Origin of the sequence: Pseudomonas deceptionensis (genome assembly GCF_900106095.1) — a bacterium.
Taxonomy (GTDB): domain Bacteria; phylum Pseudomonadota; class Gammaproteobacteria; order Pseudomonadales; family Pseudomonadaceae; genus Aquipseudomonas; species Aquipseudomonas deceptionensis.
On record NZ_FNUD01000002.1, the window covers coordinates 2692583 to 2718948 of the forward strand.

24 protein-coding genes and 4 tRNA genes are annotated in these 26366 nt (G+C 61.2%); 13 read left to right on the forward strand and 15 right to left on the reverse strand.

Annotation, left to right across the window (positions count from 1 at the left end):
* Window positions 1–182: 182 nt before the first annotated feature.
* Entirely contained in the window at window positions 183–983 is an 801-nt protein-coding gene (locus BLW11_RS12330) for a substrate-binding periplasmic protein (protein ID WP_048358464.1), read from the forward strand.
* 55 nt (window positions 984–1038) lie between these two features.
* Here the strand turns inward: BLW11_RS12330 and BLW11_RS12335 are convergent, their stop codons facing one another.
* The 4 genes from BLW11_RS12335 to dsbD form a co-directional block, all read right to left on the reverse strand.
* Window positions 1039–1587, reverse strand: a complete 549-nt coding sequence (locus BLW11_RS12335; RefSeq protein ID WP_048358463.1) for an RNA polymerase factor sigma-70 — start codon at window positions 1585–1587, stop codon at window positions 1039–1041.
* 289 nt (window positions 1588–1876) lie between these two features.
* The gene (dsbG, locus tag BLW11_RS12340) at window positions 1877–2650 is read right to left on the reverse strand and encodes a thiol:disulfide interchange protein DsbG (protein ID WP_048358462.1); all 774 of its coding nucleotides are present in this window, start codon (window positions 2648–2650) and stop codon (window positions 1877–1879) included.
* Window positions 2629–3501 (reverse strand): TlpA family protein disulfide reductase, encoded by an 873-nt coding sequence (locus tag BLW11_RS12345; RefSeq protein WP_048359499.1) that lies wholly within the window; start codon window positions 3499–3501, stop codon window positions 2629–2631. The genes dsbG and BLW11_RS12345 overlap by 22 nt, the downstream gene beginning before the upstream one ends.
* A complete protein-coding gene (gene dsbD / locus BLW11_RS12350) occupies window positions 3502–5241 on the reverse strand; it encodes a protein-disulfide reductase DsbD (RefSeq protein WP_048358461.1) in 1740 nt (579 codons plus the stop codon). It lies immediately after the preceding gene.
* A 146-nt stretch (window positions 5242–5387) separates the two neighbouring features.
* Between dsbD and BLW11_RS12355 the strand changes: the two genes are divergently transcribed.
* The 7 genes from BLW11_RS12355 to lipA all read left to right on the forward strand — a co-directional run bounded on the left by BLW11_RS12355 (window position 5388) and on the right by lipA (window position 14036).
* Window positions 5388–6068, forward strand: a complete 681-nt coding sequence (locus BLW11_RS12355) for a response regulator (protein ID WP_048358460.1) — start codon at window positions 5388–5390, stop codon at window positions 6066–6068.
* Window positions 6065–7396 (forward strand): ATP-binding protein, encoded by a 1332-nt coding sequence (locus BLW11_RS12360; protein WP_193790159.1) that lies wholly within the window; start codon window positions 6065–6067, stop codon window positions 7394–7396. Before BLW11_RS12355 ends, BLW11_RS12360 begins: the two co-directional genes overlap by 4 nt.
* 402 nt (window positions 7397–7798) lie before the next feature.
* Entirely contained in the window at window positions 7799–9208 is a 1410-nt protein-coding gene (gene cycA / locus BLW11_RS12365) for a D-serine/D-alanine/glycine transporter (RefSeq protein WP_048358459.1), read from the forward strand.
* Between the two features lie 87 nt (window positions 9209–9295).
* Window positions 9296–10822, forward strand: a complete 1527-nt coding sequence (locus BLW11_RS12370) for a sigma-54-dependent transcriptional regulator (protein ID WP_048358458.1) — start codon at window positions 9296–9298, stop codon at window positions 10820–10822.
* A 463-nt stretch (window positions 10823–11285) separates the two neighbouring features.
* The gene (gene gcvH, locus BLW11_RS12380; protein ID WP_048358456.1) at window positions 11286–11663 is read left to right on the forward strand and encodes a glycine cleavage system protein GcvH; all 378 of its coding nucleotides are present in this window, start codon (window positions 11286–11288) and stop codon (window positions 11661–11663) included.
* A 60-nt stretch (window positions 11664–11723) separates the two neighbouring features.
* The gene (glyA, locus tag BLW11_RS12385; protein ID WP_048358455.1) at window positions 11724–12977 is read left to right on the forward strand and encodes a serine hydroxymethyltransferase; all 1254 of its coding nucleotides are present in this window, start codon (window positions 11724–11726) and stop codon (window positions 12975–12977) included.
* Between the two features lie 81 nt (window positions 12978–13058).
* Window positions 13059–14036, forward strand: coding sequence for a lipoyl synthase (lipA, locus tag BLW11_RS12390; RefSeq protein ID WP_048358454.1), 978 nt, complete (start codon window positions 13059–13061; stop codon window positions 14034–14036).
* A gap of 123 nt (window positions 14037–14159) precedes the next feature.
* On the opposite strand, the gene BLW11_RS12395 is transcribed toward lipA, so the two are convergent.
* The 11 genes from BLW11_RS12395 to BLW11_RS12445 form a co-directional block, all read right to left on the reverse strand.
* A complete protein-coding gene (locus BLW11_RS12395; protein WP_048358453.1) occupies window positions 14160–15065 on the reverse strand; it encodes a metal ABC transporter solute-binding protein, Zn/Mn family in 906 nt (301 codons plus the stop codon).
* On the reverse strand, window positions 15066–15965 hold the full coding sequence (locus tag BLW11_RS12400; RefSeq protein ID WP_048358452.1) for a metal ABC transporter permease: 900 nt from the start codon (window positions 15963–15965) through the stop codon (window positions 15066–15068).
* Window positions 15962–16717 (reverse strand): metal ABC transporter ATP-binding protein, encoded by a 756-nt coding sequence (locus BLW11_RS12405; RefSeq protein WP_048358451.1) that lies wholly within the window; start codon window positions 16715–16717, stop codon window positions 15962–15964. Before BLW11_RS12405 ends, BLW11_RS12400 begins: the two co-directional genes overlap by 4 nt.
* Entirely contained in the window at window positions 16714–17655 is a 942-nt protein-coding gene (locus tag BLW11_RS12410; RefSeq protein WP_048358450.1) for a metal ABC transporter substrate-binding protein, read from the reverse strand. Before BLW11_RS12410 ends, BLW11_RS12405 begins: the two co-directional genes overlap by 4 nt.
* Before the next feature lie 34 nt (window positions 17656–17689).
* Entirely contained in the window at window positions 17690–18244 is a 555-nt protein-coding gene (locus BLW11_RS12415; RefSeq protein WP_048358449.1) for a DUF6162 family protein, read from the reverse strand.
* The gene (locus BLW11_RS12420) at window positions 18241–18576 is read right to left on the reverse strand and encodes a hypothetical protein (RefSeq protein ID WP_048358448.1); all 336 of its coding nucleotides are present in this window, start codon (window positions 18574–18576) and stop codon (window positions 18241–18243) included. The genes BLW11_RS12415 and BLW11_RS12420 overlap by 4 nt, the downstream gene beginning before the upstream one ends.
* Window positions 18576–19115: a hypothetical protein gene (locus BLW11_RS12425; RefSeq protein WP_048358447.1), complete on the reverse strand. Its 540-nt coding sequence runs from the start codon at window positions 19113–19115 to the stop codon at window positions 18576–18578. The genes BLW11_RS12420 and BLW11_RS12425 overlap by 1 nt, the downstream gene beginning before the upstream one ends.
* Window positions 19112–20323, reverse strand: a complete 1212-nt coding sequence (locus BLW11_RS12430) for a PepSY-associated TM helix domain-containing protein (RefSeq protein WP_048358446.1) — start codon at window positions 20321–20323, stop codon at window positions 19112–19114. Before BLW11_RS12430 ends, BLW11_RS12425 begins: the two co-directional genes overlap by 4 nt.
* Window positions 20324–20461: 138 nt before the next feature.
* Entirely contained in the window at window positions 20462–21412 is a 951-nt protein-coding gene (locus tag BLW11_RS12435; protein ID WP_048358445.1) for a siderophore-interacting protein, read from the reverse strand.
* 112 nt (window positions 21413–21524) lie between these two features.
* Window positions 21525–22847, reverse strand: coding sequence for an Nramp family divalent metal transporter (locus tag BLW11_RS12440; RefSeq protein WP_048358444.1), 1323 nt, complete (start codon window positions 22845–22847; stop codon window positions 21525–21527).
* A 15-nt stretch (window positions 22848–22862) separates the two neighbouring features.
* Entirely contained in the window at window positions 22863–23813 is a 951-nt protein-coding gene (locus BLW11_RS12445; protein WP_048358443.1) for a 2-hydroxyacid dehydrogenase, read from the reverse strand.
* Window positions 23814–24015: 202 nt separating this feature from the next.
* Here BLW11_RS12445 and gltX point away from each other — a divergent pair, with 202 nt between their 5' ends.
* The 5 genes from gltX to BLW11_RS12470 all read left to right on the forward strand — a co-directional run bounded on the left by gltX (window position 24016) and on the right by BLW11_RS12470 (window position 26286).
* Window positions 24016–25497 carry a glutamate--tRNA ligase gene (gene gltX, locus BLW11_RS12450; protein WP_048358442.1) on the forward strand — a complete coding sequence of 494 codons (1482 nt, stop codon included), beginning with the start codon at window positions 24016–24018 and terminating at the stop codon, window positions 25495–25497.
* 283 nt (window positions 25498–25780) lie between these two features.
* Window positions 25781–25856 (forward strand) — tRNA-Ala (locus BLW11_RS12455).
* A 75-nt stretch (window positions 25857–25931) separates the two neighbouring features.
* Window positions 25932–26007 (forward strand) — tRNA-Glu (locus BLW11_RS12460).
* 50 nt (window positions 26008–26057) lie between these two features.
* A tRNA-Ala gene (locus tag BLW11_RS12465) sits at window positions 26058–26133 on the forward strand.
* A 77-nt stretch (window positions 26134–26210) separates the two neighbouring features.
* Window positions 26211–26286 (forward strand) — tRNA-Glu (locus BLW11_RS12470).
* The last annotated feature ends 80 nt before the right edge of the window (window positions 26287–26366 follow it).

The following is a 26366-nucleotide window of genomic DNA, read 5'->3' on the forward strand; positions in this document are numbered from 1 at the left end:
TTCCTTTAACAGCATCGGTGTTGAAGTTGGAGCGTAGCTAAAGCACCGGCCCAAGCGCTTATTTTGTAGTGGGCCAGTCCATCGCTTGCTTGATAGTCTATATGCGCTTTAATGGTGTGCGTGCTCGATCTCAGGTCGTGTGTCGATCAATAAGTTCCCGCCATGGGCGGTGCCGGATGTGTATGGTTTTAAAGTGTTTGCCAATACAGATGGCCCACAGCCTGGCGCTGGCCTTTGGCATGATCTGGTTGGCGCCGGTTTGGGCTACTCAGGAAGTCAGGGTTGGGGCGGCACATTTTCCGCCATACGCCGTGCGCCCGGAACGGGGTGGCGGCACGGGGCTGTTGTCGCAATTGCTCAATGCGCTCAACCTGTTGCAGAGCGATTATCGTTTTGTCCTTGTACCCAGCTCCATCCCGCGGCGCCAGCGTGATTTCGAGCAGGGGCGGGTGGACATGATGATGTTTGAAAACCCGGCCTGGGGCTGGCAGGCGCTTTCGTACAACGCCGTCGACATGGGCCTTGAAGACGCTGAAGTGTTTGTCGCCAAACAGCAGCCTGATCGCCAGCAAAGCTACTTCGATGACCTGGACGGCAAACGGCTCGCGCTGTTTAGCGGGTATCACTATGCCTTTGCCGGATTCAATCCCGGCCCGACATTTTTGACCGACACGTTCAACGCCACACTTACGTACTCCCACGAAAGCAACCTGTTGATGGTTCAGCGCGGGCGGGTAGATATCGCGTTGATTACCCGCTCCAATCTCACCGACTTGTTGCGCCATGACCCCCAGGCCAAGTCAGAGGTCATGGTCTCCGAGCGTATCGATCAGGTGTACCGTCACTTCGCCCTGTTGCGGCCGGAAGCACCGATCCAGGGTCAGCATTTTGCCCGGATGCTGCAACAGCTTCGCGAGAATGGTCAGTTGGTGGCTATTTTTGCGCCCTACAAAATTGCAGTGGTTGCAGTAGAGCCTTTCTAGGCGGGGGAGTGTTGCTGCGCCTGCGGGAACTGGCTCCCGCAGGCAGGCGGGGTGCTCAGCGGCGGGCGAAGGTGTCGGCTTGGGTTCCCGACACTTTGCGGCAATGAATCAGGGCATCGCGAATCATGAAGTTGACCAGTGTTGGCGACACGCCCAACTCCCTGGCAATGTCCTTTTGCTGAACCCCGTGCAGGCGATACATCTCGAATGCATAGCGGGTGCGGCTCGGCAGTTCAGTCAGCGCCACGGCGATGTGTTCCAGGGTCGAAAAGTTGATCAGCGAGGTTTCTGGAGACGCGCCGTGGATGACCACATTCAAACCTTCCTCTTCCGTACCCGAGTATTTCAATTCCAGCGCCTGCTTGCGGTAGTGATCGATCGCCAGGTTGCGCACGATCTGGAACAGGTAGCTGAGCTGAGCCTTGAATGAGGTGGTGATCTGCGGTGCCGACTGCAAGCGGAAGAACGCATCCTGCACCACATCTTCGGCCCGGGATCGACAGCCGGTGATACGGGCTGCGATCTTGACCAGGACCAGCCGGTTTTCAACAAAGGCCTGGAGAAGGGGTGAGTCACACTTGCCTGTGGACATTTGTTCCGTCATGGAGATCACCTGCTGCGAATGAGTGAGTGAGGGCCTCGGCATGGGAGGCGTCCTACACAGCTGGTCACAAACTAGGCTTGATGATAATGATTGTCAATTGAGAAATAGAATTAATAACCGCTATCGGGGCGGACTGAGACATGCCTCACACACGCGCCGAGCGAGTGTTTCGCGCCCGCGGTGGCGTGGGCTGAAGAAGGGAAGGTCTGCCAGGACGCAGCCGGAGGGCAGGCAGGTTTTACGATTGCAGGCTGCGATGCATTGATATGAGCATCGCAGCCTGCGGCACTTACTTGGGCCCCAGAATCTGCACCAGTTTGTCCGGTGACGGCGCACCCTGTTGCTGTTGCAGGTTGCCTTGTGCGTCCAGATAGAAAATCGCCGGGGTCGCGGCGACATCCAGTTCTTCCATCAGCTTTGCGTTGGCGTCGAGTTTGGCCTGCACGTCAGCCGGGATTTTTTCCAGCGGTTTGAGCTTGCTGGCCTTGCCGGCTTTCTCATGCTCGTGCAGGGCTTGCTGCGGGTCCTTGGCGGCCAGCAGGGCGGCGGATTTGGCCGGGCTGTCTTCGCGGATAATGCCCACCATGATATGACGCAATTGCACCTTGCCCGAGTCGACCCAAGGGCGTGCCTGCTCCCAGAACATGTTGCAGTACGGGCAGTTCGGGTCGCTGAACAGGTAAACGATGCGGGGTGCATCCGCCTTGCCGTCGGCGATCCAGTTGCTCTTTTCCATGTTGGCCCAGACTTGCTTGGCCATCGGCTCGTACACCAGCTTTTGCAGCGGTGCCAGGCTCAGGTCTTTGCCGTCGGCGTCATACAGGTTGCCCACCAGCACGTTGCCGTCCTTGGTCAGGTACAGCGCCATGCCACGGTTCTGGTACTGGGCTGCGAACCCGCGCAAATCGCCGGGTGCATCGAAACTGCCAACGATTTTTGCGCCCTTGGCTTCAATCTTCTTGATGGCTGGCGGCAGTTCTTCAGCCTGCAACACAGGCGACTGCAGGAGCGAGGCGCCCAGCAGTGAGGTCATGCTCAGGGTTAACAGTTTGCGGTTAAGCATTTTTGCTGATTCCTTGCAGGGTCGGCCTGTTGGGCCGACATTGAATTGTTCTGTTCGAAAGGTTCCATGGCCCGGGCCAGGCTGGCTTGTGACAGTTCGCCCAGATGGCTGCCCAGCAGGCGGCCTTCAGCGCTGTAGAACAGCGTAGTCGGCAGGGCCATCGAGCCAACTTTTTGTGCCAGTTGGCCGCCGCTGTCGAACAGCACGTTACTGAGGTTCAGACCCTGTGTTTCAAGGAAGGTGCTGACGCTCTGCATGCTTTCGCCCTGGTTGACGAACAGGAAGGTCACGTCCTGCTGCTGGTTCTGCGCGTTCTGCAGCACCGGCATTTCGCGCCGGCACGGCGGGCACCAGGTGGCCCACAGGTTGATCACCAAAGGGCCGCCCTGATAACTGCTCAACTCTACCGATTCACCATGGGCGTTGCGCAGCACCATCTCCGGCAGGCGCGTGCCCTGTTCGTAAAGGCTGGACGAAAAACTGGCCAGCAGCCAGAACGCCAGCCCGCTGCCAAGGCCCCAGCCCAAAGGGCGGCGCAACCCGCTGCGGCGCCAGCCCCAGATCAAGGCACCCGCCACCACGGCCACCAGCCCCGGCCACAGCAAAAAGCCGCCGTCGCGCAAGTCGAGCATTTGCAGCGGGTCTTGCTTGAAGTAGCGCCAGTAGCTGATGACAAAGCCGATGCGTGCCGTCAGCAAACCCAGCAAAAATAGGCTGAACAACACTGACTCGGGGTTTTCACCACCGCGTTTGGCCACACGCCAACCCACCAGTGTCGCCAGGGCAAGGGCCAGGATCAGCAGCAGGTGATTGATGGCCAGGGCAAACGAACCGATGGTCAGGGTTAGCATTTAGAGGGTTTCCCGAGTGGCGTTCCAGTTATTCAAAAAGGTCTGGGCGTTGACTTCGCCAGTGATGCGTTGTCCGCGGCGCTCAACCCCATCGGGACCGATCCAGGCAAAGCTGGGCGGGCCGGGTACTTGATAGCGGCTGAGCAGCTCGCGGCTGGCGACATTATCGGCGGTCACGTCAAGACGCAACAGGCGCACGCCCTCCAGGGCCTCCATCACCTGCGGTTTGCCAAAGACCTGTTTTTCCATGACTTTGCATGACACGCACCAGTCGGCGTAATAGTCGAGCAATACCCATTGGCCTTGCGCCTTGGCACTGGCCAGTTCACGGTCCAGGGCGGCGGGGTCCTTGATGGTGATGAACGCATCATGGGCGGTGTTTGCGGTGCTGCCCGCCACGGTCTTGGCGGTGTACACCTGCAGGGGTTGCCACAGCTCGGTGCCGCCGCCGGCTGCACCCACCAGCAACAGGCTGCCCCACAGACCTGCCAGCAGGCTCAGGGGGCTGAACAGGTTTTTCGCGCGCAGGAATGTCTGCGCCTGTTGCCAGAGGCTGCTGGCGAAAATGACCAGCAGTACGCCCCACAGGCCGACCCACAAGGACTCGTCGAGTACCGGCCGTACCAGCAGCAGTGCGGTGCCCAGGAACAGGAAGCCGAACAGGCCTTTCATCAGGTTCATCCATGCACCGGGTTTAGGCAGGAAGCGACTGCCCACGGTGACCAGCAGCAACAGCGGCATGCCGATCCCGACGCCCATGACAAACAGCACCAGGCCCCCTTCAACCGCGTTGCCGCTTTGCGCGATAAACAGCAGGGCACCGGCCAGCGGTGCGGTCATGCACGGCCCGACCAGCAAGCCGGACAACGCGCCAAGAATGCCTGCACCCACCAGGCTGCCGCCTTTGCGCCCACGCCCGGCTGTTTCCAGACGGTCACGCAGGGCGGCGGGCAGTTGCAGTTCGAAAAAGCCGAACATCGGCAGCGACAACACCACGAACAGCGCGGCAAAACTGCCCAGCAGCCACGGTTGTTGCAGCAGTGCCTGCAAGTTGGCGCCCAGCAGGGCTGCCAGCACGCCCAGCCCGGCATACACCAGCGCCATGCTGATCACATAGCTGCCGGCCACGGCAAACCCGCGTCCGGTCGTGGCACCGCTACCGACCACCAGCCCGGCCAGAATCGGCAGCATCGGCAGTGAGCACGGGGTAAAGGCCAGCAGCAGGCCCAGGCCGAAGAACAGCAGCAAACTCCAGCCCAGCGAGCTCTGTTGCAAGCTGGCAGCCAGCGACTGGTCCTGCGCCTGGCCCTGGGCTGCAACCGGTTGCGTGCCTCCCAAGTCAACCGTCTGGCTTTGCGGCGGGTAACAGAGCCCGGCATCGGCGCAGCCTTGCCAGCTGACCTTGACCTGACCGCTGGCGCCTGCCGGGATCAGCAGCTCAACGCGGTCGCGATAGACCTGGGTCGCACCAAAAAACTCATCGCTGTGCTCCAGCCCCTGAGGCAGCGCAGGGGTATGCGTCGCCTCCAGCCCGGAGAACTTGAAGCCCTTTTGATAGAGGTAGTACGTATCGGCTATTTTCCACTGCAGACGGGTTTCGCCTGAGGGCAAGGGTTCGGCGCTGAATGCAAAGGCCTTGTTGACCGGCAGAAAGTCGGGCTGTGAGAAAGGATTGTTCGCGGTCTGTGCCTGGGTCACGCCGACCAGGCACATCAATAACAAGGACAGCAGCAAACGCATGAGTTAAGCCTTGGGCAAGTTCAAGTGACGCTACAGTGTGATCCTGCGATTAACCGATCATTAACCGATGCACATCAATCTGTTCACGGCATAATCGGCCCTTAATCCCATCGACTTTTAATCGGCTCATTTACGCGGGTATCAGCATGCACGTACTGGTTTGCGAAGACGACGAACTGATTGCCAGCGGCATCAAGGCCGGGCTGACGGCCCAGGGCCTGACGGTCGAGCATGTAGGCACGGCCAGTGCGGCGCGGGCCATGCTCAAGGCTGCCGAGTTCGATGTCATGGTGCTCGATCTGGGCCTGCCCGACGAAGACGGCCTCAAGCTGTTGCAACAGTTGCGTCAGCAAGGGCTGGAGTTGCCGGTGCTGATCCTCACCGCCCGCGATTCCGTCACCGATCGGGTAGACGGTCTGCAGGCCGGTGCCGATGATTACCTGCTCAAGCCCTTTGACCTGCGCGAACTGGCCGCCCGCCTGCACACCTTGCTGCGCCGGGTGGCGGGGCGCAGTGTCAACCTGATCGAGCACGGCCCCCTGAGTTATGACCCCAGCAGCCGCGTGACCCTGCTGGCAGGCCAGCCGGTGGACTTGTCCCGCCGTGAACAGGCGCTGCTGCAAGCCTTGCTGCATAACCGGGGGCGGGTGCTGTCCAGTGAGCAACTCAAAGACAGCATTTATGGCTTTGGTGACGAACTGGAGAGCAATGCCCTGAACGTGCATATCCACCACCTGCGGCGCAAATTGGGCAATGGCATCGTCGAAACCGTGCGGGGCCTGGGCTATCGCCTGGGCACGGCCGATGGTGCCGAGTCCAACACATGATGAGCATGCGTCTGCGTCTGAGCCTGACCATTGGCTCGGCATTTGTCCTGGTCTGGGCATTGGCTGCGGCCTGGATGCTCAGCGACCTGCGTCAGCAAATGATGTTTTCCCTCGATCAGCGGCTGGTCGCCTCGGCGCGCATGGTGGCCGGGTTGCTGGAGCAATTGCCGCAATTGCCGGTAAAAGGCGAGGGCACTCACTTCAGCGCCGAACAACTGACCATCCCCGGCGGCATGGCTTGCCAGGTCAGTTCGTTGCGCGGTGAGGTCCTGGCACGCAGCCACAACAATCCCGATCAGCCGATGCAATCCCTGGCGGCGGGTTTTCATGACCAGACCATCGACGGCGCCATCTGGCGCACCTTTACCCTGGATCGCGGTGATGTGCGCATCACCACCGCTGACCGGCAGGTGGAGCGCGAGGCGCTGAACCTGTCGGTACTGCTGGCGGCATCGGTGCCGGTGGGCATGGCGCTGATGGTCTGCCTGCTGCTGCTGTGGCTGGGGATCGGCCAGGGCCTGGCGCCGCTCAACCGGATGCGCGATGCCCTGATGCGGCGTGACGCCGACTCACTGCAGCCGCTGCAAATCTCGCCTCTGCCCAGCGAACTCAAGCCGCTGCTCGACTCGCAGAACCAGCTCTTTGCGCGTATCGCCAAAGCCATCGAGCGCGAGCGCCGCCTTACCGGTGATGCTGCCCACGAACTGCGCAGCCCGCTGACCGCGATAAAAACCCACCTGCAAGTGGCGCGCATGACCGAGGGTGAGGCTCGCGAGCAGTCGCTGGCCCATGCCGAAGCCGGTGCCGACCGCTTGCACCGCACCCTTGAGCAATTGCTGTTGCTGGCGCGGGTGGAGGGCAGCCTGTCATTTGACGACGGGGTCAACTGTTCGGCCGGGCAAGTGGCGCGGCTGGCGATCCACGATGCGACCGGGGGCGATGGCGAGCGCATCCGTTTGCACCTGCCTGACGACTTGCCGGTCACTGCGCTTGAAGTCCCTTCGGTGCTGGCCATCGCCGCGCTGCGCAACTTGCTGGACAACGCCTTGCGCCATACACCGCCCGGCACCCAGGTGGAACTGACGGTGGTCATCGACGGCCCCCAGGTGCGGTATGTGGTGCGTGACCATGGCCCCGGCATCCCGCCTGAAACCCTGCAACACATGACCCAGCGCTTTTGGCGCAACGGCAACAGCAACGGTTGCGGTCTGGGGCTGGCGATCGTTCAGGCCATTGTCGAACGTTGCCGCTGTGAGCTCAGCTTCGACAGCCAGCCCGATGGCTTGCGGGTTGAATTGCGGATGCCGTTGCAACCGCTGACCTCGTAGCCGCTGCCGCAGGCTGCGATAAGGTCGCAGGACCTTCGTTTTTGATCGACTCACAGGGTTGCTTCGCAACCCTTGGCAGCCTTCGGCAGCGGCTGCAGGTTGTGCGCATGCGGGTAGATTCAGGCCGCCTGACGGTACGATTGCGCTCCAATGGACTGATTTCGTTACAACTTCAGTTGGACCATGGTTTACAGTACCCGCGCTCTGCTGAGCCCCCCACAGGGGGCTTTTTTGTGGAGTGATTCCATTCCAGTTAAACAGACTCCACGGCGCACATACGGCCCCCTTGACCGCTTGTACGAGGCTGGCACAGAACGTGCTCATGTCCTTTTGTCCACATCCAGTGAACATGATGTTTGTCTGGTGTGAAGACCCCGTACAAGAACAATAAGAGGATGATTCATGCAAAATCACCGACCTGCCACAGAAGAACCAGAACTCCAGCGCAGCCTGTCCAATCGTCATATCCAGTTGATAGCCATTGGCGGTGCCATCGGTACCGGTCTGTTTATGGGCTCGGGCAAGACCATCAGCCTCGCAGGTCCCTCGATCATTTTCGTCTACATGATCATCGGTTTTATGCTGTTTTTCGTGATGCGCGCCATGGGCGAGCTGCTGCTGTCGAATCTCAAGTACAAGTCGTTCATCGATTTCGCGGCCGATCTGCTGGGCCCCATGGCCGGTTACTTTACCGGCTGGACCTACTGGTTTTGCTGGATCGTGACCGGCATCGCCGATGTGATTGCCATCTCCGGTTATACGCACTTCTGGTTCCCGGACATTCCGCTGTGGCTGCCGGCAATCGGCTGCGTCGCGCTGCTGCTGTCGCTGAACCTGATCACCGTGAAAATGTTCGGCGAACTGGAGTTCTGGTTTGCCATGATCAAGATCGTGGCCATTTGTGCGCTGGTCTGCACCGGGCTGTACATGGTGACTACAGCGTTCCAGTCACCGACCGGCAACTCTGCATCCCTGGCCAACCTGTGGAATGACGGCGGCATGTTCCCCCATGGCGTGATGGGCTTCTTCGCCGGCTTCCAGATTGCCGTGTTTGCCTTTGTGGGCATCGAGTTGGTGGGCACCACTGCCGCAGAAACCAAAAACCCGGAGCGCAACCTGCCGCGGGCGATCAACTCGATTCCGCTGCGTATCATCATGTTTTACGTGTTTGCGCTGATTGCGATCCTGGCGGTGACCCCGTGGCGCGATGTGGTGGCCAACAAGAGCCCCTTCGTTGAGCTCTTTGTGCTCGCCGGTCTGCCCGCTGCCGCAGGCATCATCAACTTCGTGGTGCTGACCTCTGCGGCGTCTTCGGCCAACAGCGGCGTGTTCTCCACCAGTCGCATGCTGTTCGGTCTGGCGATGGATGGCGATGCGCCGAGCAAGTTCAAGAACCTGTCCCGGCGCTCAGTGCCCTCCAATGGCCTGATCTTTTCCTGCATTTGCCTGCTGGCGGGAGCGCTGGTGATCTATGTGGTGCCGAACCTGATGGAGGCGTTCACCCTGATCACCACGGTATCGGCCACCCTGTTCATGTTTGTCTGGACGATGATCCTGCTGTCCTATCTGGCCTATCGCAAAAAACGCGACCACTTGCACCGCGCATCGAAGTACAAGATGCCCGGCGGCAAGGTGATGGTCTGGGTTTGCCTGACCTTCTTCGTGTTTATCCTGGCATTGCTGGCGCTGGAAACCGACACCCGTCAGGCGCTGTATCTGGTGCCGGTCTGGTTTGTGCTGCTGGCTCTGGGCTACCGCTCGGTGCGGCGCAACAAGCTGGAAGTCGCGAGCCTGGCCTGCCAGCCAGACTGATCGCCGCGTTCACGACATCGGTACTGCCAGGGGGGCGGCACATAACGTGCCGCCCCCTCGTTGTTTGCCATCAGGGAGCGATTGGTCATGCGAATTCACGTCACTTTCAAGGACCGCGTCGGCATCACTCAGGAAATCCTGATGCTGCTGGGCGCACGTAACCTCAACCTGGATGCGGTGGAAATGAGCCCGCCGAATGTCTACATCGACGCGCCCACCTTGTCCCAAGCGGTACTGGATGAACTCAACCACGCGCTGCTCCTGGTCGCAGGCGTGAAGGCCGTGGAGCTGGTAGACATCCTTCCGGGCCAGCGCCGGCGCCTGCAACTGGAGGCCCTGCTCGCGGCCATGAGCGACCCGGTATTGGCCGTGGACCCCGACGGTTGTGTGCTGCTGGCCAATCCCAGGCTGGCGGATCTTTACGGGAGCGACCCCACGGGGGAGCCGCTGTCGAATCTGTTCGCCGCACCGGATCTGGCCCGCACCCTGATCGACAAAGGCTTCCGCCTGCCGATGTGCGAAGTGAGTTTCAAGGGCAGCGATTTACTCCTCGATGCCACACCCATCAGCGGCGCAGAGGATTTGCTGGTGGGTGGCCTGCTGACCCTGTACCCGCCGAGCCGCATCGGTGAACGGCTGGCATCCTTGCTCCGCGACCCGGCTGAAGGGCTGGAGGCGCTGCTGGGCAAGTCAGCGGTACTCGAAGAGCTCAAAACACGGTTGCATAAAGTGGCGAGCCTGGATGCGCCGCTGTTGATCCAGGGCGAAACCGGCACCGGCAAGGAGCTGGTGGCCCACGCCTGCCATGCCCTGAGTGCCCGGCGCGATGCCTCGTTTCTGGCGCTCAACTGTGCGGCGCTGCCCGAGAGCCTGGCCGAGAGCGAGCTGTTCGGCTACTCCGCCGGGGCCTTCACCGGGGCCCAGCGCGGCGGCAAACCGGGGCTGCTGGAATTGGCCGACCGTGGCACCGTGTTTCTCGATGAAGTGGGGGAGATGTCGCCGTACCTGCAGGCCAAGCTGCTGCGGTTTCTCAGTGACGGCTGCTTTCGGCGCATAGGCGGCGAGCGCGAAGTGCGGGTCAACGTGCGGGTGCTCTGCGCAACCCACCGAGATCTGGAACGCATGGTGAGGGAGGGCACCTTCCGCGAGGATCTCTACTACCGGCTCAACGTCCTCAACCTGCTGGTGCCGCCGCTGCGTGAGCGCGGCATGGACATCCTGCTGCTGGCCGAACACTTCCTGCGTCAGGCCTGCGAGCAGATCCACAGACCGCCCTGCCGACTGGCTGCCGCGACCCATCCGTTGCTGTTGGGCAATCGCTGGGCAGGCAATGTGCGCCAACTGCAAAACGTCATCTTCCGCGCTGCGGCGACCAGCGAGGGTGACGTGATTGATTGCGACAGCCTGGAACTGGCCGGTACTGAATTGACCAGCCACAAGGCGGATACCGAAGAAGTCGTGAGCCTGGAAGCGGCGATGCAGGGCTTCGAAAAGACCCTGCTGGAACACTTCTATGCGACCTATCCGTCTACCCGCCAACTGGCCATGCGTTTGCAAACATCGCACACCGCCATCGGGCAACGGCTGCGCAAATACGGGATTAACTCGCGGTAAGCGGTGGCCCTCTGGATCTGTAGCCGCTGAGGAGCGCAGCGAGGCTGCGATCGGCGGCGTAGCCGTCGTCAAACCTGATCCCGAAACAGACCTGGCCCAGCGCGGCGCCTGAGTTTGCGACTGCTTCGTCGCAGTGGCGCACCATCTCGATCGCAGCCTCGCTGCGCTCCTCAGCGGCTACAGGGAGCATTAAGGTGGTTTGATAATGCTCCACCGGAGCGCTTTCGCTCCGGTCATGCCCAAACCCCGCCATTGCAGGACCGCCCCCTGCATAACTCCTCCACGGGCGGATCGATATCGTTCCGAAGGCCCGATCAAAAATCTTCCAGATAACAGTAAGTAGTTGATCTAAAAGGCTTTTATAAACTTGGCATCACCCTTGCTCTTGTTCAGTCAGTTGCACCGTACCTGGGGCGGCCTGTCCGCCCTGCACCAGGGCACCTCAACAACAAGAGAAAAGTCCATGAGCACTCTGCGTTTTACTCCTGAACATGAATGGCTGCGTCTGGAAGCGTCCGGCGAGTTGACCGTCGGCATTACTGACTTTGCCCAACAAGCGCTGGGCGATGTGGTGTTTGTGCAGTTGCCCGATACGGGGACGTTCAGTGAAGGTCACGAGGTGGCAGTGCTGGAGTCGGTCAAGGCCGCCAGCACTATCACCATGCCGCTGACCGGTGAAATCGTAGCGGTGAACGACGCGCTGGCCGATGACCCTGCGCTGGTGAACGCCTCGCCCATGGGCGAGGGCTGGTTTTTCCGTATCCGCATCGAAAACAGCTCGGCCTTCAACGACCTGCTGGACCAACAGGCCTACGACGCCCTTGTGGCCGAAAACGCCTGAGCCGGCTTACAACCGGCCGATGCCTGAAACGTGAACCTCTAATAAAAAAAGGAAAACCTCATGTTCCATAAAAGCCTGACCCTGTCTGACTTTGACCCTGCACTGTTCGACGCCATTACCCGCGAAGCGCAACGCCAGGAAGACCATATCGAGCTCATCGCGTCGGAGAACTACACCAGCCCGCAAGTGATGCAGGCCCAGGGCACCGTGTTGACCAACAAGTACGCCGAAGGCTATCCGGGCAAGCGCTATTACGGCGGCTGCGAATATGTCGATGTGGTCGAGCAACTGGCAATCGACCGCGCCAAGGCGCTGTTCGGCGCCGGTTATGCCAACGTCCAGCCGCACTCGGGTTCACAGGCCAACGCGGCGGTGTACCTGGCGCTGCTGCAAGCGGGCGACACCATTCTGGGCATGAGCCTGGCCCACGGCGGTCACCTGACCCACGGTGCCAAGGTCAGCTCCTCGGGCAAGCTGTACAACGCCGTGCAATACGGCATCGATGGCAATGGTCTGATCGACTATGACGAGGTTGAACGGCTGGCGCTGGAGCACCGGCCAAAAATGATTGTTGCCGGTTTCTCGGCCTACTCCAAGACCCTGGATTTCCCGCGTTTTCGCGCCATTGCCGACAAGGTCGGGGCTTACCTGTTCGTGGACATGGCTCACGTTGCCGGTCTGGTTGCCGTTGGCCTGTACCCCGATCCGCTGCCTTACGCCGATGTGGTCACCACCACCACCCACAAGACCCTGCGCGGTCCGCGCGGCGGGCTGATCCTGGCCAAGGCCGATGCGGATCTGGAGAAGAAACTCAACTCGGCAGTATTCCCGGGCGGGCAGGGCGGGCCGCTGATGCACGTGATCGCGGCCAAGGCCGTGTGCTTCAAGGAGGCGCTGGAGCCAGGCTTTAAGGACTACCAGTTCCAGGTCATCAAAAACGCTCAGGCCATGGCGCAAGTGTTCAAGCAACGCGGCTATGACGTGGTCTCCGGCGGCACCGATAACCACCTGTTTCTGGTCAGCCTGATCCGCCAGGGCATTACCGGCAAGGACGCCGATGCGGCCCTGGGCCGTGCCCATATCACCGTCAACAAAAACGCCGTGCCCAACGATCCACAGTCGCCGTTCGTGACGTCGGGCCTGCGCATCGGCACGCCAGCGGTGACCACCCGTGGCTTGCAGACCCCCGAGTGCCGCGCGCTGGCGACCTGGATCTGCGACATCCTCGACCATCCGGGCGATGCCGCCATCGAGGCCCGGGTTGCCCGGCAGGTCAGCGACCTGTGTGCCTTGTTCCCGGTTTACTCGGCATGACCTGCGGCCCGAGGGGTCAATAGGCCTTTCGGGCCACAGCGTGACTATTGTGGTTGAAGCCGACCAGTGTGGAGCAAGAACATGAGCGAAAACCTGTCTGTCGCCACCCGCCCGCAGCCGTTGCAGGCCGGGGTCAAATTGCGCGGAGCCGAGAAGGTTGCGCGCATCCCGGTGAAAATCCTGCCCACCGAAACCCTGCCGCGCAAACCCGACTGGATCCGTGTGCCCATCTCCACCTCACCCGAGGTGGCCCGGGTCAAGGCGCTGCTGCGCAAACACAAGCTGCACAGTGTGTGCGAAGAAGCCTCTTGCCCGAATCTTGGGGAGTGTTTCTCGGGTGGTACTGCGACTTTTATGATCATGGGCGATATCTGCACGCGTCGCTGCCCGTTCTGTGACGTGGGGCACGGCCGCCCGAAGCCGCTGGATATGGACGAGCCGAAAAACCTGGCCATCGCCATTGCCGACCTGCGCCTCAAGTACGTGGTGATCACCTCGGTGGACCGCGACGACTTGCGCGACGGCGGCGCCCGGCACTTTGTCGACTGCCTGCGCGAAATTCGCAAGCTGTCACCGGGGGTGCAACTTGAAACCCTGGTGCCCGATTACCGCGGGCGCATGGACGTGGCGTTGGCGATCACCGAGCAAGAGCCGCCCGATGTGTTCAACCACAACCTGGAAACGGTGCCGCGCCTGTACAAGGCTGCGCGGCCGGGCTCGGATTTCGAGTGGTCACTGGACCTGTTGCATAACTTCAAACGCAGGGTGCCCCATGTACCGACCAAGTCCGGGCTGATGCTCGGTCTGGGTGAAACGGACGAGGAAGTGATCGAAGTGATGCGGCGCCTGCGCGAGCATGAGGTCGACATGCTGACCCTGGGGCAGTATCTGCAACCTTCGCGCAGCCACCTGCCGGTACAGCGCTTCGTGCACCCGGACACTTTCGCCTGGTTTGCGGAGGAGGGGCAGCGCATGGGTTTTAAAAACGTCGCATCGGGCCCGCTGGTGCGTTCCTCATACCATGCGGATGAGCAGGTGAAGGGCAGTATAAGCCGGTGAGCACGCTGTAGCCGCTGCCGCAGGCTGCGATAAGGTCCGAAGGGCCTTCATAAAGCGGGCCGCTTTGTCGCAGTGGTGCACCAAACCCATCGCAGCCTGCGGCAGCGGCTACAGTTTTGGTGTTTATGTCTTGCTCAACACCTTGACGATGGCGTCAATGTTGCCCTGCAATCCGGCCACAGGGTCGGCCTCGTCTGCCGTCACCACCACCAGTTCACTGCCGCCCGCAGCAATCGCAGCCTTCACCGCCGCCTCAGGCTGGCGGTGATCCAGCACCAGCGCCACATCATTGTCTTTCAGGGTTTGGGTCAGTGCTTGCAGTGACTCGGGTGTCCAGGTTTCGTCACCCTTGTGGTCCACCTCAACCCGCTCCAGATTCAGCCCGCCCATCAAGTAATCGAGCCGGTCCGACAAGCTCACCACGGTCAAATTGTCAGCCTTGGCCAGCTGTGCCTCGCTGTCGGCGCTGAGCTTGAGTAAACGCTGTTTGATACCTGCCAGGTTGGCTTCGATCCTTGGCTTGGCATCCGGCGCCAACCGCACCAGATCGGCAGCGATCACATCCGCCATGCGCCCCATATTGTTGCTGGTCAGCCACGGCTGGCTGTTCAGGCCATCGACGTGAGCACCCGGTTGCACGGCAATGCCCGGCAGGCTGCCGTCCACTGGCCGCGCAGCGTCAACTTCAACAATGCGGATATTGCTGCGCCGCGCCATGGGGTACAGCGGGTCATCGCTCCACAATGAACGCAGGCCAATCACGGCATCCGCGTGTGTGGCCAGTTTGTGCAAGGCAGGGGCGCCGCGACCGCTGAAGTAGGCACTCTGCCGGCTACCGGGCAGGTTGGCCGCTGCGGCCCGTTCCAGGGTCACGTTGCTGTCTTTGAGCAGCAACTCGCCCAGCCCGTAAGTGATCGGCAGGCTGGCGAGGATGCGCGCCGGTTGCGTTGCTGTGTCGGCTGCCAGCAGCGGAGTACTGAGCAGGCCGGTGATGGCCAGGGCCAGTGAGAGTTTGCGCAGAGTGAGCATTTATCCAATATTCCCTTTCAGGCTGGGCACCACGCCTCGGGCGATGGCGGCGAGGGCGAAGGCGATACCGGCCATTAGAATAATGGCGGCGCCGGACGGGATCGGCAGGTCAAACACGATGGGCAGCAGGATGCCGCACACGGTACTGACGGTGGCGATCAGCACCGAAATCCAGAAAAATCCCTTCAGCGACTGGCTGAGCAAGCGCGCCGCCGCTGCCGGAATCACCAGAAGGGCACCCACCAGAATCGCGCCAATGACTTTAACGGCGGCGACGGTAATCAGCGTCACGAGAATCACGAACAGGTAGTCCAGCGACTTCACCGCCACTCCGCGCACCGCCGCCAGTTGCGGGTTGAAACTGGCGAGCATGATGCGGTTGTACAGCGGCAGGCTGAGGCCCAGCACCAGCGCGCCGACAATCGCCAGTACCAGCAGATCATTGCTGTTGACCGTCAGCACCGAGCCGAACAGTACGTTCTCGAGAATGTGCACGTTGATCTTGCCCGCCAGAATCAGCAGCAGGCTGGCGCCCAGAGCCAATGACACCGACAGAAACACGCCGATCAGGGTGTCCGGTGCCAGCCCGGTGCGATTGCGCAGGTAATTGAGTGAAATCCCGAACAGCAGGCAATACCCGAACAGGCTGCCATACGGCCCGGTGTAGGGTTCACCCAGCAGGATGCCGATGGCGACGCCGGTCAGTGCCGCATGCCCCACCGCCTCCGAGAAAAACGCGAAACGCTTGACCACCACCAGCGTGCCCAGGCCTCCGAGTACCGGGCCAATCAGCAAGCCGGCAAGTAATGCATTGACCACAAAACCGTAGGCCAGCACTTCGGGCAAATACCCCGCCGAGGCCCAGCCCTGAACCATCAGACGGAACGCTTCATAACTCATGAGCGGGCGCTCCCGTGAGCCTTGGGATGGGTTGAAAACAGGTTGAGCAAGCGTTCGGGGCTCAGGGTCTTTTCAGGCGGGCCGTCGAACAGGACCTGGCGATTGAGCCCGGTCACCCGTTCTGCCAGTCGTTTCACGGCGGCCAGATCGTGCTCGATCCACACCACGGTAACTCCGGCCTGACGCCAGTCAGTCAGCAAGCGCTCAAACACTCGGGCACCGGCCTCGTCCAGCGCCGACATGGGTTCATCCAGCACCAGCAACTGCGGTGCAGGGATCAGGCCCTGTGCCAGCAACACGCGCTGGCGCTCACCCCCGGACAGCGCGCCCATGCGCCGCTTGCGTTTGTCCTGCATGCCCACGCGCTCCAGCGCTTCGCCGATGGCCGGGCCGACCTTGCGTGACAAGCCCATAAAGGCCGGACGGCGTTGACACATGGCGGCCATGAAATCGTCGACGGTCATGGGCAAGCCCCGGTCGAACTCCAGGGCTTGCGGCACGTAACCGATCAGCCCCGGTTCGCCCGGCCAGTTCAGGCACAGACGACCCTGGTGGGGCATTTGCCCCAGCAGGGTCTTGATCAACGAGCTTTTGCCACCGCCGTTTGGCCCCACCAGCGCATGGATGCTGCCGGGCAGAATGCTGAAGCTGACATGATCCAGAATTGTGGTGCGACCCAGGGTCAGCGACACCTGATCAAACTCGACCCCCGGCCCGCAGGCCGCTACCGACAGGCGTTCAACAGCCGTCATGCCCCGGCCTCCTGAATGGCCCGGACCACGGTATCGAGGTTGCCGGTCATTTCTTTTTCGTACTTGTCGGCGCTGTAGTCGCCATAGGAAATATGCGACAGCGGGTACAGCTTGACCCCGGACTCGCGCTGAATGGTCTCGACATAAGTGGACGGGAAATCCATCTCGGAGAAGATCACCTTCACATCCAGTTCGCGCAGTTGATCGATGGTTTTCTTCAACTGGCTGGGGCTTGGCTCAATGCCGTGGGCCGGCTCGACCACCGCGGTGACTTCTAGGCCAAACTCGCGCAGCAGGTAGTCGTAAGCCGCGTGCACCGTGGCCACGCGCAGGTCGGCGTTGGGTGCCCGGGTCAATTTGGCCAGGGCTTCGGCGCGCATCTGGCGCAGGCGCTTGCCGTAGGCACGGGCATTGGCGGTATAGGTTTTGGCGTTGGCCGGATCGAGCTTGCCCAGCTCCCGGGCGATGTTGTTGACCTGGGCAATCGAGGCGCTGATCGACAGGAAGGTGTGCGGGTTGACCACCTTGCCCGCCCCCCGTGCCGCGTTGCCGGTGGCGGCCAGCAAGGGCACGTTCTGATTGGCTTCAATCACCGGGATGGCGGGCTTTTCGCTGGCCTCGATCATGCGGTCGGCGAAGTCATCGTGGCCCACGCCATTGAGCACGATCACATCCAGGGTGCCGATGCGCTTGATGTCTTCGGCGCGCGGTTCATAGGCGTGGGGGTTGAAACCGGCCGGGATCAGCGGCACCACCTCGGCCTTGTCGCCGACGATATTGGCCACGTAGCTGTAATACGGGTGCAGGGTGATGCCAATGCGCAGTGGCTTGGCCAGTGGCGCAGGTGCGGTGTCGGCACTGACCGCGGGTGACAGGCAAAGGGCAAACAGGCCGGCCAGCAGCAAAGTGCGGCGGCGCAATACAGATGAAATCGACATGGCGAGCAGTCTTCTCTCAGGTAACGCGGTGGGTTCAGTGACGGTGCTGGCGGGTAACCCCGGCATCGAATTGCGCGATCACTTGTTGCCAGCCGCTTTGGTTCAAGGCGGCATCGCTGAAGTCGGCGGGGGCTTTTACGTCGCGATTGCGGTTCAGCCAGATGTCCGGCTCGGTGCTGATGCGCATCAAAAACGAGCCCGCCACCTCAGGGTTGGGGCTGATGCCCAGGTAGGCCTGCTCGCCCAGTAATTGCCACACATGGCTGCCCCGGCTGACGGAGCTGGCATCGCTGGCAAAGGGCGCGAAGCCTTCAGTGGCCAGTTGCGCGGGTTGGGGCAGGGCGCTGGCCTCTTCGCGCAGCAACCGGATTTCGTCCAGAGTGACCCGCAGGTCGGCGTAGATGCCTTGTTCGGCGGCGCTCAGGTCACGTCGTGCATCCAGTTGGTGGGCGGCCACCGAGGTCACTTCCTGCGACTCGTGACGCCAGGCCACCACGGAGCCGGCCACGGTCAGAATCACCAGGCACAGCAGCAACACGTACAGCGTTTCATGCCCGGCCCCGGCGGGGCGCACCACTTGAGTACTCATGGGGCCTCGATATCGGCTTGGTCGATTTCAACGATGTGACCGGGACCGGCGTCGAACAGCACATAAAATTCGGAGTCCGGGCGCTTGAAGGTCAGGGTTGAATCGGCTCCCAGCTTGCCGGGCACCAGGATGGTTTCGTCGTAGCCGATCACATCCAGGGTCACGCCCGGTGCGCCGCTGCCGTCGGAAAACCCGCCGGTGCAACGGATTTGCCCGTCTTCTACGGCCGTGCACTCGCACATCGGGTTGTGGGCCAGTGCCTGGCTGCAAACGCCGAGCAACGCAATAAATCCCGCCGCCAGGGCAGGTTTTTTAAACAGGCGCGAAGGCATTATTTGGCTCCTCGTTGGGCCAGCCAGGCGACCGTAGCCGGTGAAGCCTGACTCAGGGGAATGGAGGCCTGGTGCATGGAACCGTCCCACCCTTCAAGGGTGATCCACAGCTCTGCGTCGGCTTTGGTGCGTTCCGGGATCGGCAAGGTGGCGCCCATGCGGTACGGCGTGCCGAAAAAAATCACCCCGGCGGCCCGCAGGCTGCGTGGCTTGCCGATACGCAGGTAGGTGGCCTTGACCTCATCGATACAGGCTTGGCACAGGGCGGCGTTAAAGCTTTTCATATGACCGGCGGGGCCGTCAGGGCGCGGTGCCTCGTTGCGTAGTTCGGCCAGTTGCAGGCTCCAGGGGCCGACCTGCACGGTGCCGATATCGCGCTCGCCCAGGCCGCTGTCCCCGCGAAACAGCGAGGCGTCGGCAAAGTACTTGGGCATAAAGCCCAGCGGCACCAACAGCAGCAGGATGTTTATGTGAAAGCGCCATTTGTGCCAGAACCGGCTCAGGGCGGACGCGGGCGGTGCAGTCACTGCCTTGCTCATACATTGGCCTCTTCGGGCTGTGGGTCATGGGCCGTGACGGTCCGGGTTTTGACCGGGGCGCGGGCAGGCTTATTGCTGCGCTTGAGGGCGTTGGCGGTGGCCAGTGCGGTGCGTTTGGTCCAGATCAACAGACCGCTCAAGACCATCATGCTGAGAACGAGGCCGAAGAAGAACCAGATCAGCTTGACCCACAGCCCGCCAAAGTCGCCGGTGTGCAGCGGGCGCATCGACTCGGTCACCAGCTCCAGCCCGGAGCGGTCGGCGATCATGCGCGAGCCTTCAATCGCGCCGTTGTACGGGTTGATATCCGCCGTTTGGAACAGCAGCGGATACCAGCCCGGGCCGCCGACTTCGATATGCCCATAGGCATTGCTTGGCAGGCTGACAAAACTGGCTTCCAGCCCCGGGATATTCTCGGCGGCAATTTTCACTGCCTGATCGAGGCTGATCTGTGGCGCGGGTGTGCCGTCCGGCATGATCGGCACATCCTGGCGCGCCACAACGGGCGGGTTGCCGGCGGTCGAAATCGAAATCTGGTTATCGAACATAAAGGCCTGGATCAAGAACCACAGGCCGGTGATGGAAATCACCGCGATAAACCAGATCGACCAGATGCCACACAGGCGATGGAAGTCGCCCCAGAAAATCCGCGCTCCGTGTTTGAAACGCAGGTTGGGTTTGAAAAAGCCCTTCCAGAATTTCTTGTAGACCACCAGCCCGGTGACCAGCGATGCCAGCAATGGCAAGCCAAGGAACGACACCAGGTACCAGCCCCAGCTGTAGCCATTGGTAAACGGTACCAGCCACCAGCCGTGCAGGGCGCGGGTAAAGGCCTTGAAGTTAAAACTCGGGCTCTCGCCCTGAATGGCCCCTGTGTACGGGTTGATGTACAGCGACGGCGAGCGGCCGTCCGGGTACACCACATCGGCGACCAGGGCAAAGTGCGACTCGTCCGGGCGGCTGATCGACTGCACGGCCAGCGCCGGTTCGGCCTTGTGGATGGCAGTCAATACCTGCTCGTAAGTCAGCAGCGGCGCATCATCCGACGGTTGGCTGGCGCGGGCCTCGGGAGTGGCCAGCCACACGATCTCCTGGCTGACCACGGCCAGGGTGCCGGTCACGCAGACAATCAACACAAAGAACCAGACAGGCAGCGTCAACCAGCTGTGCACCAGAAACCAGAGTTTGGAACGGGACTTTTTGGACATGGGAAACGGCAAACTCGCAGCAGGGCGGGTGTGTAATCGCCATTGAGAAGCGATTGCTTATCCATGTAGGACGGATGAGATGTGCAAAACCCGAAGCTTGAGTTGTAAAAAATTGTGTCCATGGCTGTGGGGGCGGGGTTAGCCCAGTGACCGCCCCAGCTTCCAGTACCCCATCAACGTCAGCCCCTTGCGGTCCAGCCCGCAGTCATTGACGAGAAACCGCCTTATGGCCATGACTGCCGCTGATTCCCCGGCCACCCAGGCATAAAACTCGTTCTGTTTGGCGCTGGCCCGCTCCCATAGCCGCTGGCTGTCCAGGTCGGGTTCTTCCAGTTCGGCGTGGTCCGCTGTTTGCACGCGGACTGGCGGCAGGCTTGCCAGTTCGCGGGCCGCGAGGAGCATGCCGTCGCCGTGCCCGGTGCCCAGGCTGGCGCGGGGAAGCCAGTGCACTTTGGTGTTGGGGCCGCAGAGCAAAGGCTGGCAGTCGGACTCTTCGGGCACTTCGATAAAGGCTTGTACCTGGGGTGTGTCCGGGTGCCGGGCCAGTTGTTCGAGGATGCCGGCAATGGCCGGCAGCGCGGTTTCGTCTCCGATCAGCAGCACTTTGCGTACACCCTGGGGCAGTTGCCATTCATAGCCGCCGGGGTCGTCGTCAAAGGCGGCATTGGGGGCGTTGATTTGCAGGCGGTCGCCGATGTTGGCTTGCATTGCCCAGCGTGAAGCGGGGCCGGTGTCGCCATGCAACACAAAATCGATGTCCAGCTCGCCCGCTTCGGTGCGCAGGTTGCGGATCGTGTAAGAGCGCATGGCAGGCGCCTGCTCGGGGCTCAAGTCACGCAGGGCCGCTCGCCAGTCGCCGTGCTTGGGCAGGTTGGGGGCGGCGCCATTGGCGCCGGGGAACAGCACCTTGACCCGTTGATCGGGCGCCAGGGTGCGCATCAGCGCCACATCGTCGCCGCTGAACACCAGGCGGGTCAGCGAAGGGCTCAGTGCAATGCGGCGCTTGAGCTGGATGTCGAACAGGCAGTAACCGGTGGGTTTGCTGAGTCGTTTGCGCAGGTTTTTTACCAGTGTGGCAGCGGCGGACATAACAGCACCTCAGTAAGCAGGAATCGTTTGTATAACGAATTTCAGGGCGCTGAATTTAGCCAGGGTCTGTTGACGTTTCGTTGTGACACGCGACCCGAAACGTCAACAGACCCTAGGCAAACCCGATCTGCGCTATCAGCCACACATTGGCGCAACTGATCACCGCAAACAAAAACCACGCCAGCAACCGGGTCGGCAGGCGGTTGGCGAAGGGGCCCATGAGTTGCTTGTCGCCGGTCATGCGAATCAGCGGGTACAGCGCAAACGGCAGCTGCAGGCTGAGCACTACTTGGCTGAGGATCAGCAGCTTGCCCACGGCATCGTCGCCCATCAGCCATACGCCGAGGAACGCCGGGATCAACGCCAGGCCTCGAGTGATCAGGCGTCGTTGCCAGCAGGGGATTTTCAGGTCGAGATAACCTTCCATGATCACCTGGCCGGCAATGGTGCCGGTGAATGTCGAGCTTTGGCCGGAGGCCAGCAGTGCTACGCCGAACAGGACGCTGGCCATGGCGCCGCCCACCAGCGGGTCGAGCATACGGTACGCATCCTGGATTTCGACCACGTCGCTGTGCCCGGTCTGGTGGAAGGCGGCGGCCGCGAGGATCAGGATGGCGGCATTGACCATCAACGCCAGGGCCAGGGAGCCGATCGTGTCGATCCGCGACAGGCGCACGGCGTCCAGCTTGCTGGCGTAATCAGTGCCCGTCAGGCGTGTTTGCACGATGGAGCTGTGCAAATACAGGTTATGCGGCATGACCGTGGCGCCAATGATGCCGATTGCAATATAGAGCGGCGCCGCGTCACTGATGGCTGACAGCGAGGGTTTGAAGCCTTCGAACACCTGCGGCCAGTAGGGTTTGATCAGCGCCAGTTCTACAAAGAAACACCCGACGATGGTCAGCACCAGCGCCAGCATGATGGCCTCAAGGCGGCGGAAACCTTTGCCTTGTAATGCGAGGACCAGAAGCGTGTCAAAAGCGGTAAGGACGATGCCGAAGGTCAGCGAGCAACCCAGCAACAAGTGAAAGGCCAGCGCACAGCCGAGCACCTCGGCGAGGTCGGTGGCGATGATCGAGATTTCCGCCAACAGCCATTGCACCCGCGCGGAGCGCTTGCTGTAGCGCTCGCGGCACAGTTGCGCCAAGTCGCGGCCCGTGGCGATCCCCAGGCGTGAACACAGGCATTGCACGACCATGCCGGCGAGGCTGGCGAGCAGTACGACAAACAGCAGGTCGTAGCCGTAACGCGAGCCGGCCTCGATGGCGGTGGCCCAGTTGCCGGGGTCCATGTAGCCGATGCTGATCAGCAGGCCGGGGCCGGCAAAGCGCAATACACGCCTCCAGAACGCAGCGCTGGCATCGACGGGAACGCTGCCGTTGACTTCGGAAGGGCAGAAGGGGGCGGTAGCGGTTTTCGGCAGAATGAATTTCAAGCGCGGGCCCAGCTCTTATTGAGGATCGGGTAAGTGCACCGGGGTCAGCACCGGCTGGCCGGCAAAAAACGCCTGCAGGTTTTCGAGCACGAGTTGTACGGTGTCCTGCGCGGCCTCCGGTGACTGGCCGGCGACATGGGGGGTTAGCACCACGTTGCCAAGCACCTTGAGGGCATCCGGGACCCGGGGCTCGTCATCGAATACATCCAGACCGGCGCCCGCAATGCGGCCCTCGGTCAGGGCTGCGATCAAGGCCGGAGTGTCGATCACACTGGCGCGGCCAATGTTGATCAGGTAACCCTGCGGCCCAAGCGCCTCAAGCACGCTCTGACCGACCAGATGCCGTGTTGCATTGCCGCCGGGGGTAGCCACGATCAGGAAGTCCACCGCTCCTGCCATTTCATGCAGGTCGGCATGGTAGGTGTAGGGGGTATCAGGGCGAGGCTGGCGGTTGTGGTAGCGGATGCTCATGTCAAAGCCGTTGGCTGCACGTTTGGCGATGGCCTGTCCCACAGCTCCCAGGCCAATAATACCCATGCGTTTACCCGCCAGAGAGGGCAGGCGCAGCTTGTTCCATTCGCCTCGACGGATAGCGGCATCGGCCTGGGGAATGGCGCGCACCAGTGACAGCAGCAGCGCCATGGCATGGTCGGCCACAGACGAAGCATTGGCTCCGGCGCCATTGGTGACGGTTATTCCCCGGTTGCTGGCGGCCTGCAGATCCACGTGTTCATAGCCGGCACCGATCACGCAGATGATCTTGAGCAAGGGCAGGGCTGCCATTTCTGCGTCGAACAGCCCCAGGGGGCCGCGGGTTAAAACGGCGTCGATACGCGCGCCATGTTCGGCAATGGCGGCGGCCCGGCTGGCCGGTGTCGGTGCAAGGATTAGCTCAAAGCCTTCGCGTTCAAGCAATGGCAGGTAATCGTTAACGGTTTCAACCAGCACCAGTACAACGTGGGACATACGTGCCTCCAGCCAGGGAAAATCGGGAATAGACCGAGACTAACACCGGTGTTAAGTGCTTTTCCCTGTATCAATTCGATACAAACGCTCTATTCGAGCTTTTTTCAGCCGTGTGGCGGCTGGGTCCGGCCTTGCGCTGGAGCCAAGACGTGTCGGCCTGTTACCATTCGCCCTTTGTTTTATCTCCACTTCGAGACCGCCCATGACCACCGTTCGCACGCGCATTGCGCCATCGCCTACCGGCGACCCCCACGTCGGCACCGCTTACATCGCTTTGTTCAACTACTGCTTTGCCAAGCAGCATGGCGGCGAGTTCATCCTGCGGATCGAAGATACCGACCAGTTGCGTTCGACCCGCGAGTCCGAGCAGCAGATCTACGATGCCCTGCGCTGGCTGGGTATCACCTGGAGCGAAGGCCCGGACGTTGGCGGCCCGCACGGTCCGTACCGTCAAAGCGAGCGCAGCGAGATCTACAAGAAGTACACCCAGCAACTGATCGATATGGGTCATGCCTTCCCGTGCTTCTGCACGAGCGAGGAGCTTGACCAGATGCGCGCCGAGCAAATGGCCAAGGGCGAAACCCCGCGTTACGACGGTCGTGCGCTGCTGTTGTCCAAAGAAGAAGTGGCGGCCCGCCTGGCTGCTGGCGAACCGCACGTGATCCGCATGAAAGTGCCGACCGAAGGCGTGTGCGTAGTGCCGGACCTGCTGCGCGGCGATGTCGAGATCCCGTGGGATCGCATGGACATGCAAGTGCTGATGAAGACCGACGGCCTGCCGACGTACTTCCTGGCCAACGTGGTCGACGATCACCTGATGGGCATCACCCACGTGCTGCGCGGCGAAGAGTGGCTGCCATCGGCTCCGAAGCTGATCCTGCTGTACGAATACTTTGGCTGGGAACAGCCGCAACTGTGCTACATGCCGCTGCTGCGCAACCCGGACAAGAGCAAGCTTTCCAAGCGCAAGAACCCGACCTCGGTGACGTTCTACGAGCGCATGGGCTTTATGCCTGAGGCCATGCTCAACTATCTGGGCCGCATGGGCTGGTCGATGCCGGACGAGCGCGAGAAGTTCTCGTTGCAGGAAATGGTCGATAACTTTGACTTGTCCCGCGTTTCCCTGGGCGGGCCGATCTTTGACGTCGAGAAGCTGTCCTGGTTGAACGGCCAATGGCTGCGTGACCTGCCGCTGGAAGAGTTTGCCAGCCGCGTGCAGCAGTGGGCGTTGAACCCCGAGTACATGATGAAGATCGCCCCGCTGGTTCAGGGTCGTGTTGAGACCTTCAGCCAGATCGCACCATTGGCCGGGTTCTTCTTCTCGGGTGGCTTGCAGCTGGATGCCAAGCTGTTTGAACACAAGAAGCTGTCCAACGAACAAGTGCGTCAGTTGATGCAATTGATTCTGTGGAAGCTTGAGAGCCTGCGTCAGTGGGAAAAAGACGCCATCACCGGTTGCATTCAGACGGTGGTTGAATCCCTGGAGCTGAAGCTGCGTGATGCCATGCCGCTGATGTTTGCTTCGATCACGGGCCAGGCCAGCTCGGTTTCGGTGCTGGACGCCATGGAAATTCTGGGGCCGGACCTGACCCGTTTCCGTCTGCGTCAAGCGCTGGACCTGCTGGGTGGCGTGTCCAAGAAAGAAAACAAAGAGTGGGAAAAGCTGTTTAACGCGATGAGTTAACCGCTTTTTTTGTAGCCGCTGCCGCAGGCTGCGACGGGCGGCGCAGCAGTCCTTGGGGGTTGAAGGTCCTTCGGCCCTTATCGCAGCCTTCGGCAGCGGTTACAGGATTTATGCTTTTGGGCCAGTATTTACTGGGGTTGGCGGGTAAGTGGTTGTTCTCACGGCAAATTTTTTTAAAAAACTTTAAAAATAAGTTTGACAGCCTATCCATCCAGTCTTAATATGCGCCCCGTCCACACAGCAACACGAAACAAGCAGCAACAACACGCTGCAGTGACTGTTTGGGGCTATAGCTCAGCTGGGAGAGCGCTTGCATGGCATGCAAGAGGTCAACGGTTCGATCCCGTTTAGCTCCACCAAATTTACAGTTCAATGTCTGGCCACACCGGCATTGAATCGATCAGCACTCAGCGCTGATCAGTTAGAAGGTTTGTGTCCCCTTCGTCTAGTGGCCTAGGACACCGCCCTTTCACGGCGGTAACAGGGGTTCGAGTCCCCTAGGGGACGCCAGTTTTACAGAAGCAGCACTTGGGTGATGCTCCGCCGCCAGGCGATAAATCGGGGCTATAGCTCAGCTGGGAGAGCGCTTGCATGGCATGCAAGAGGTCAACGGTTCGATCCCGTTTAGCTCCACCAATTTACAGTTCAATGTCGGGCCACACTGGCATTGAATCGATCGGCACTCAGTGCTGATTACTGTTAGAAGGGTTTGTGTCCCCTTCGTCTAGTGGCCTAGGACACCGCCCTTTCACGGCGGTAACAGGGGTTCGAGTCCCCTAGGGGACGCCACGATTACCCGCTTTGCGGGATTTATAAGGGTCATTCGATTATTGAATGACCCTTTTGTTTGTCTGGCGTTTGGCCAATCC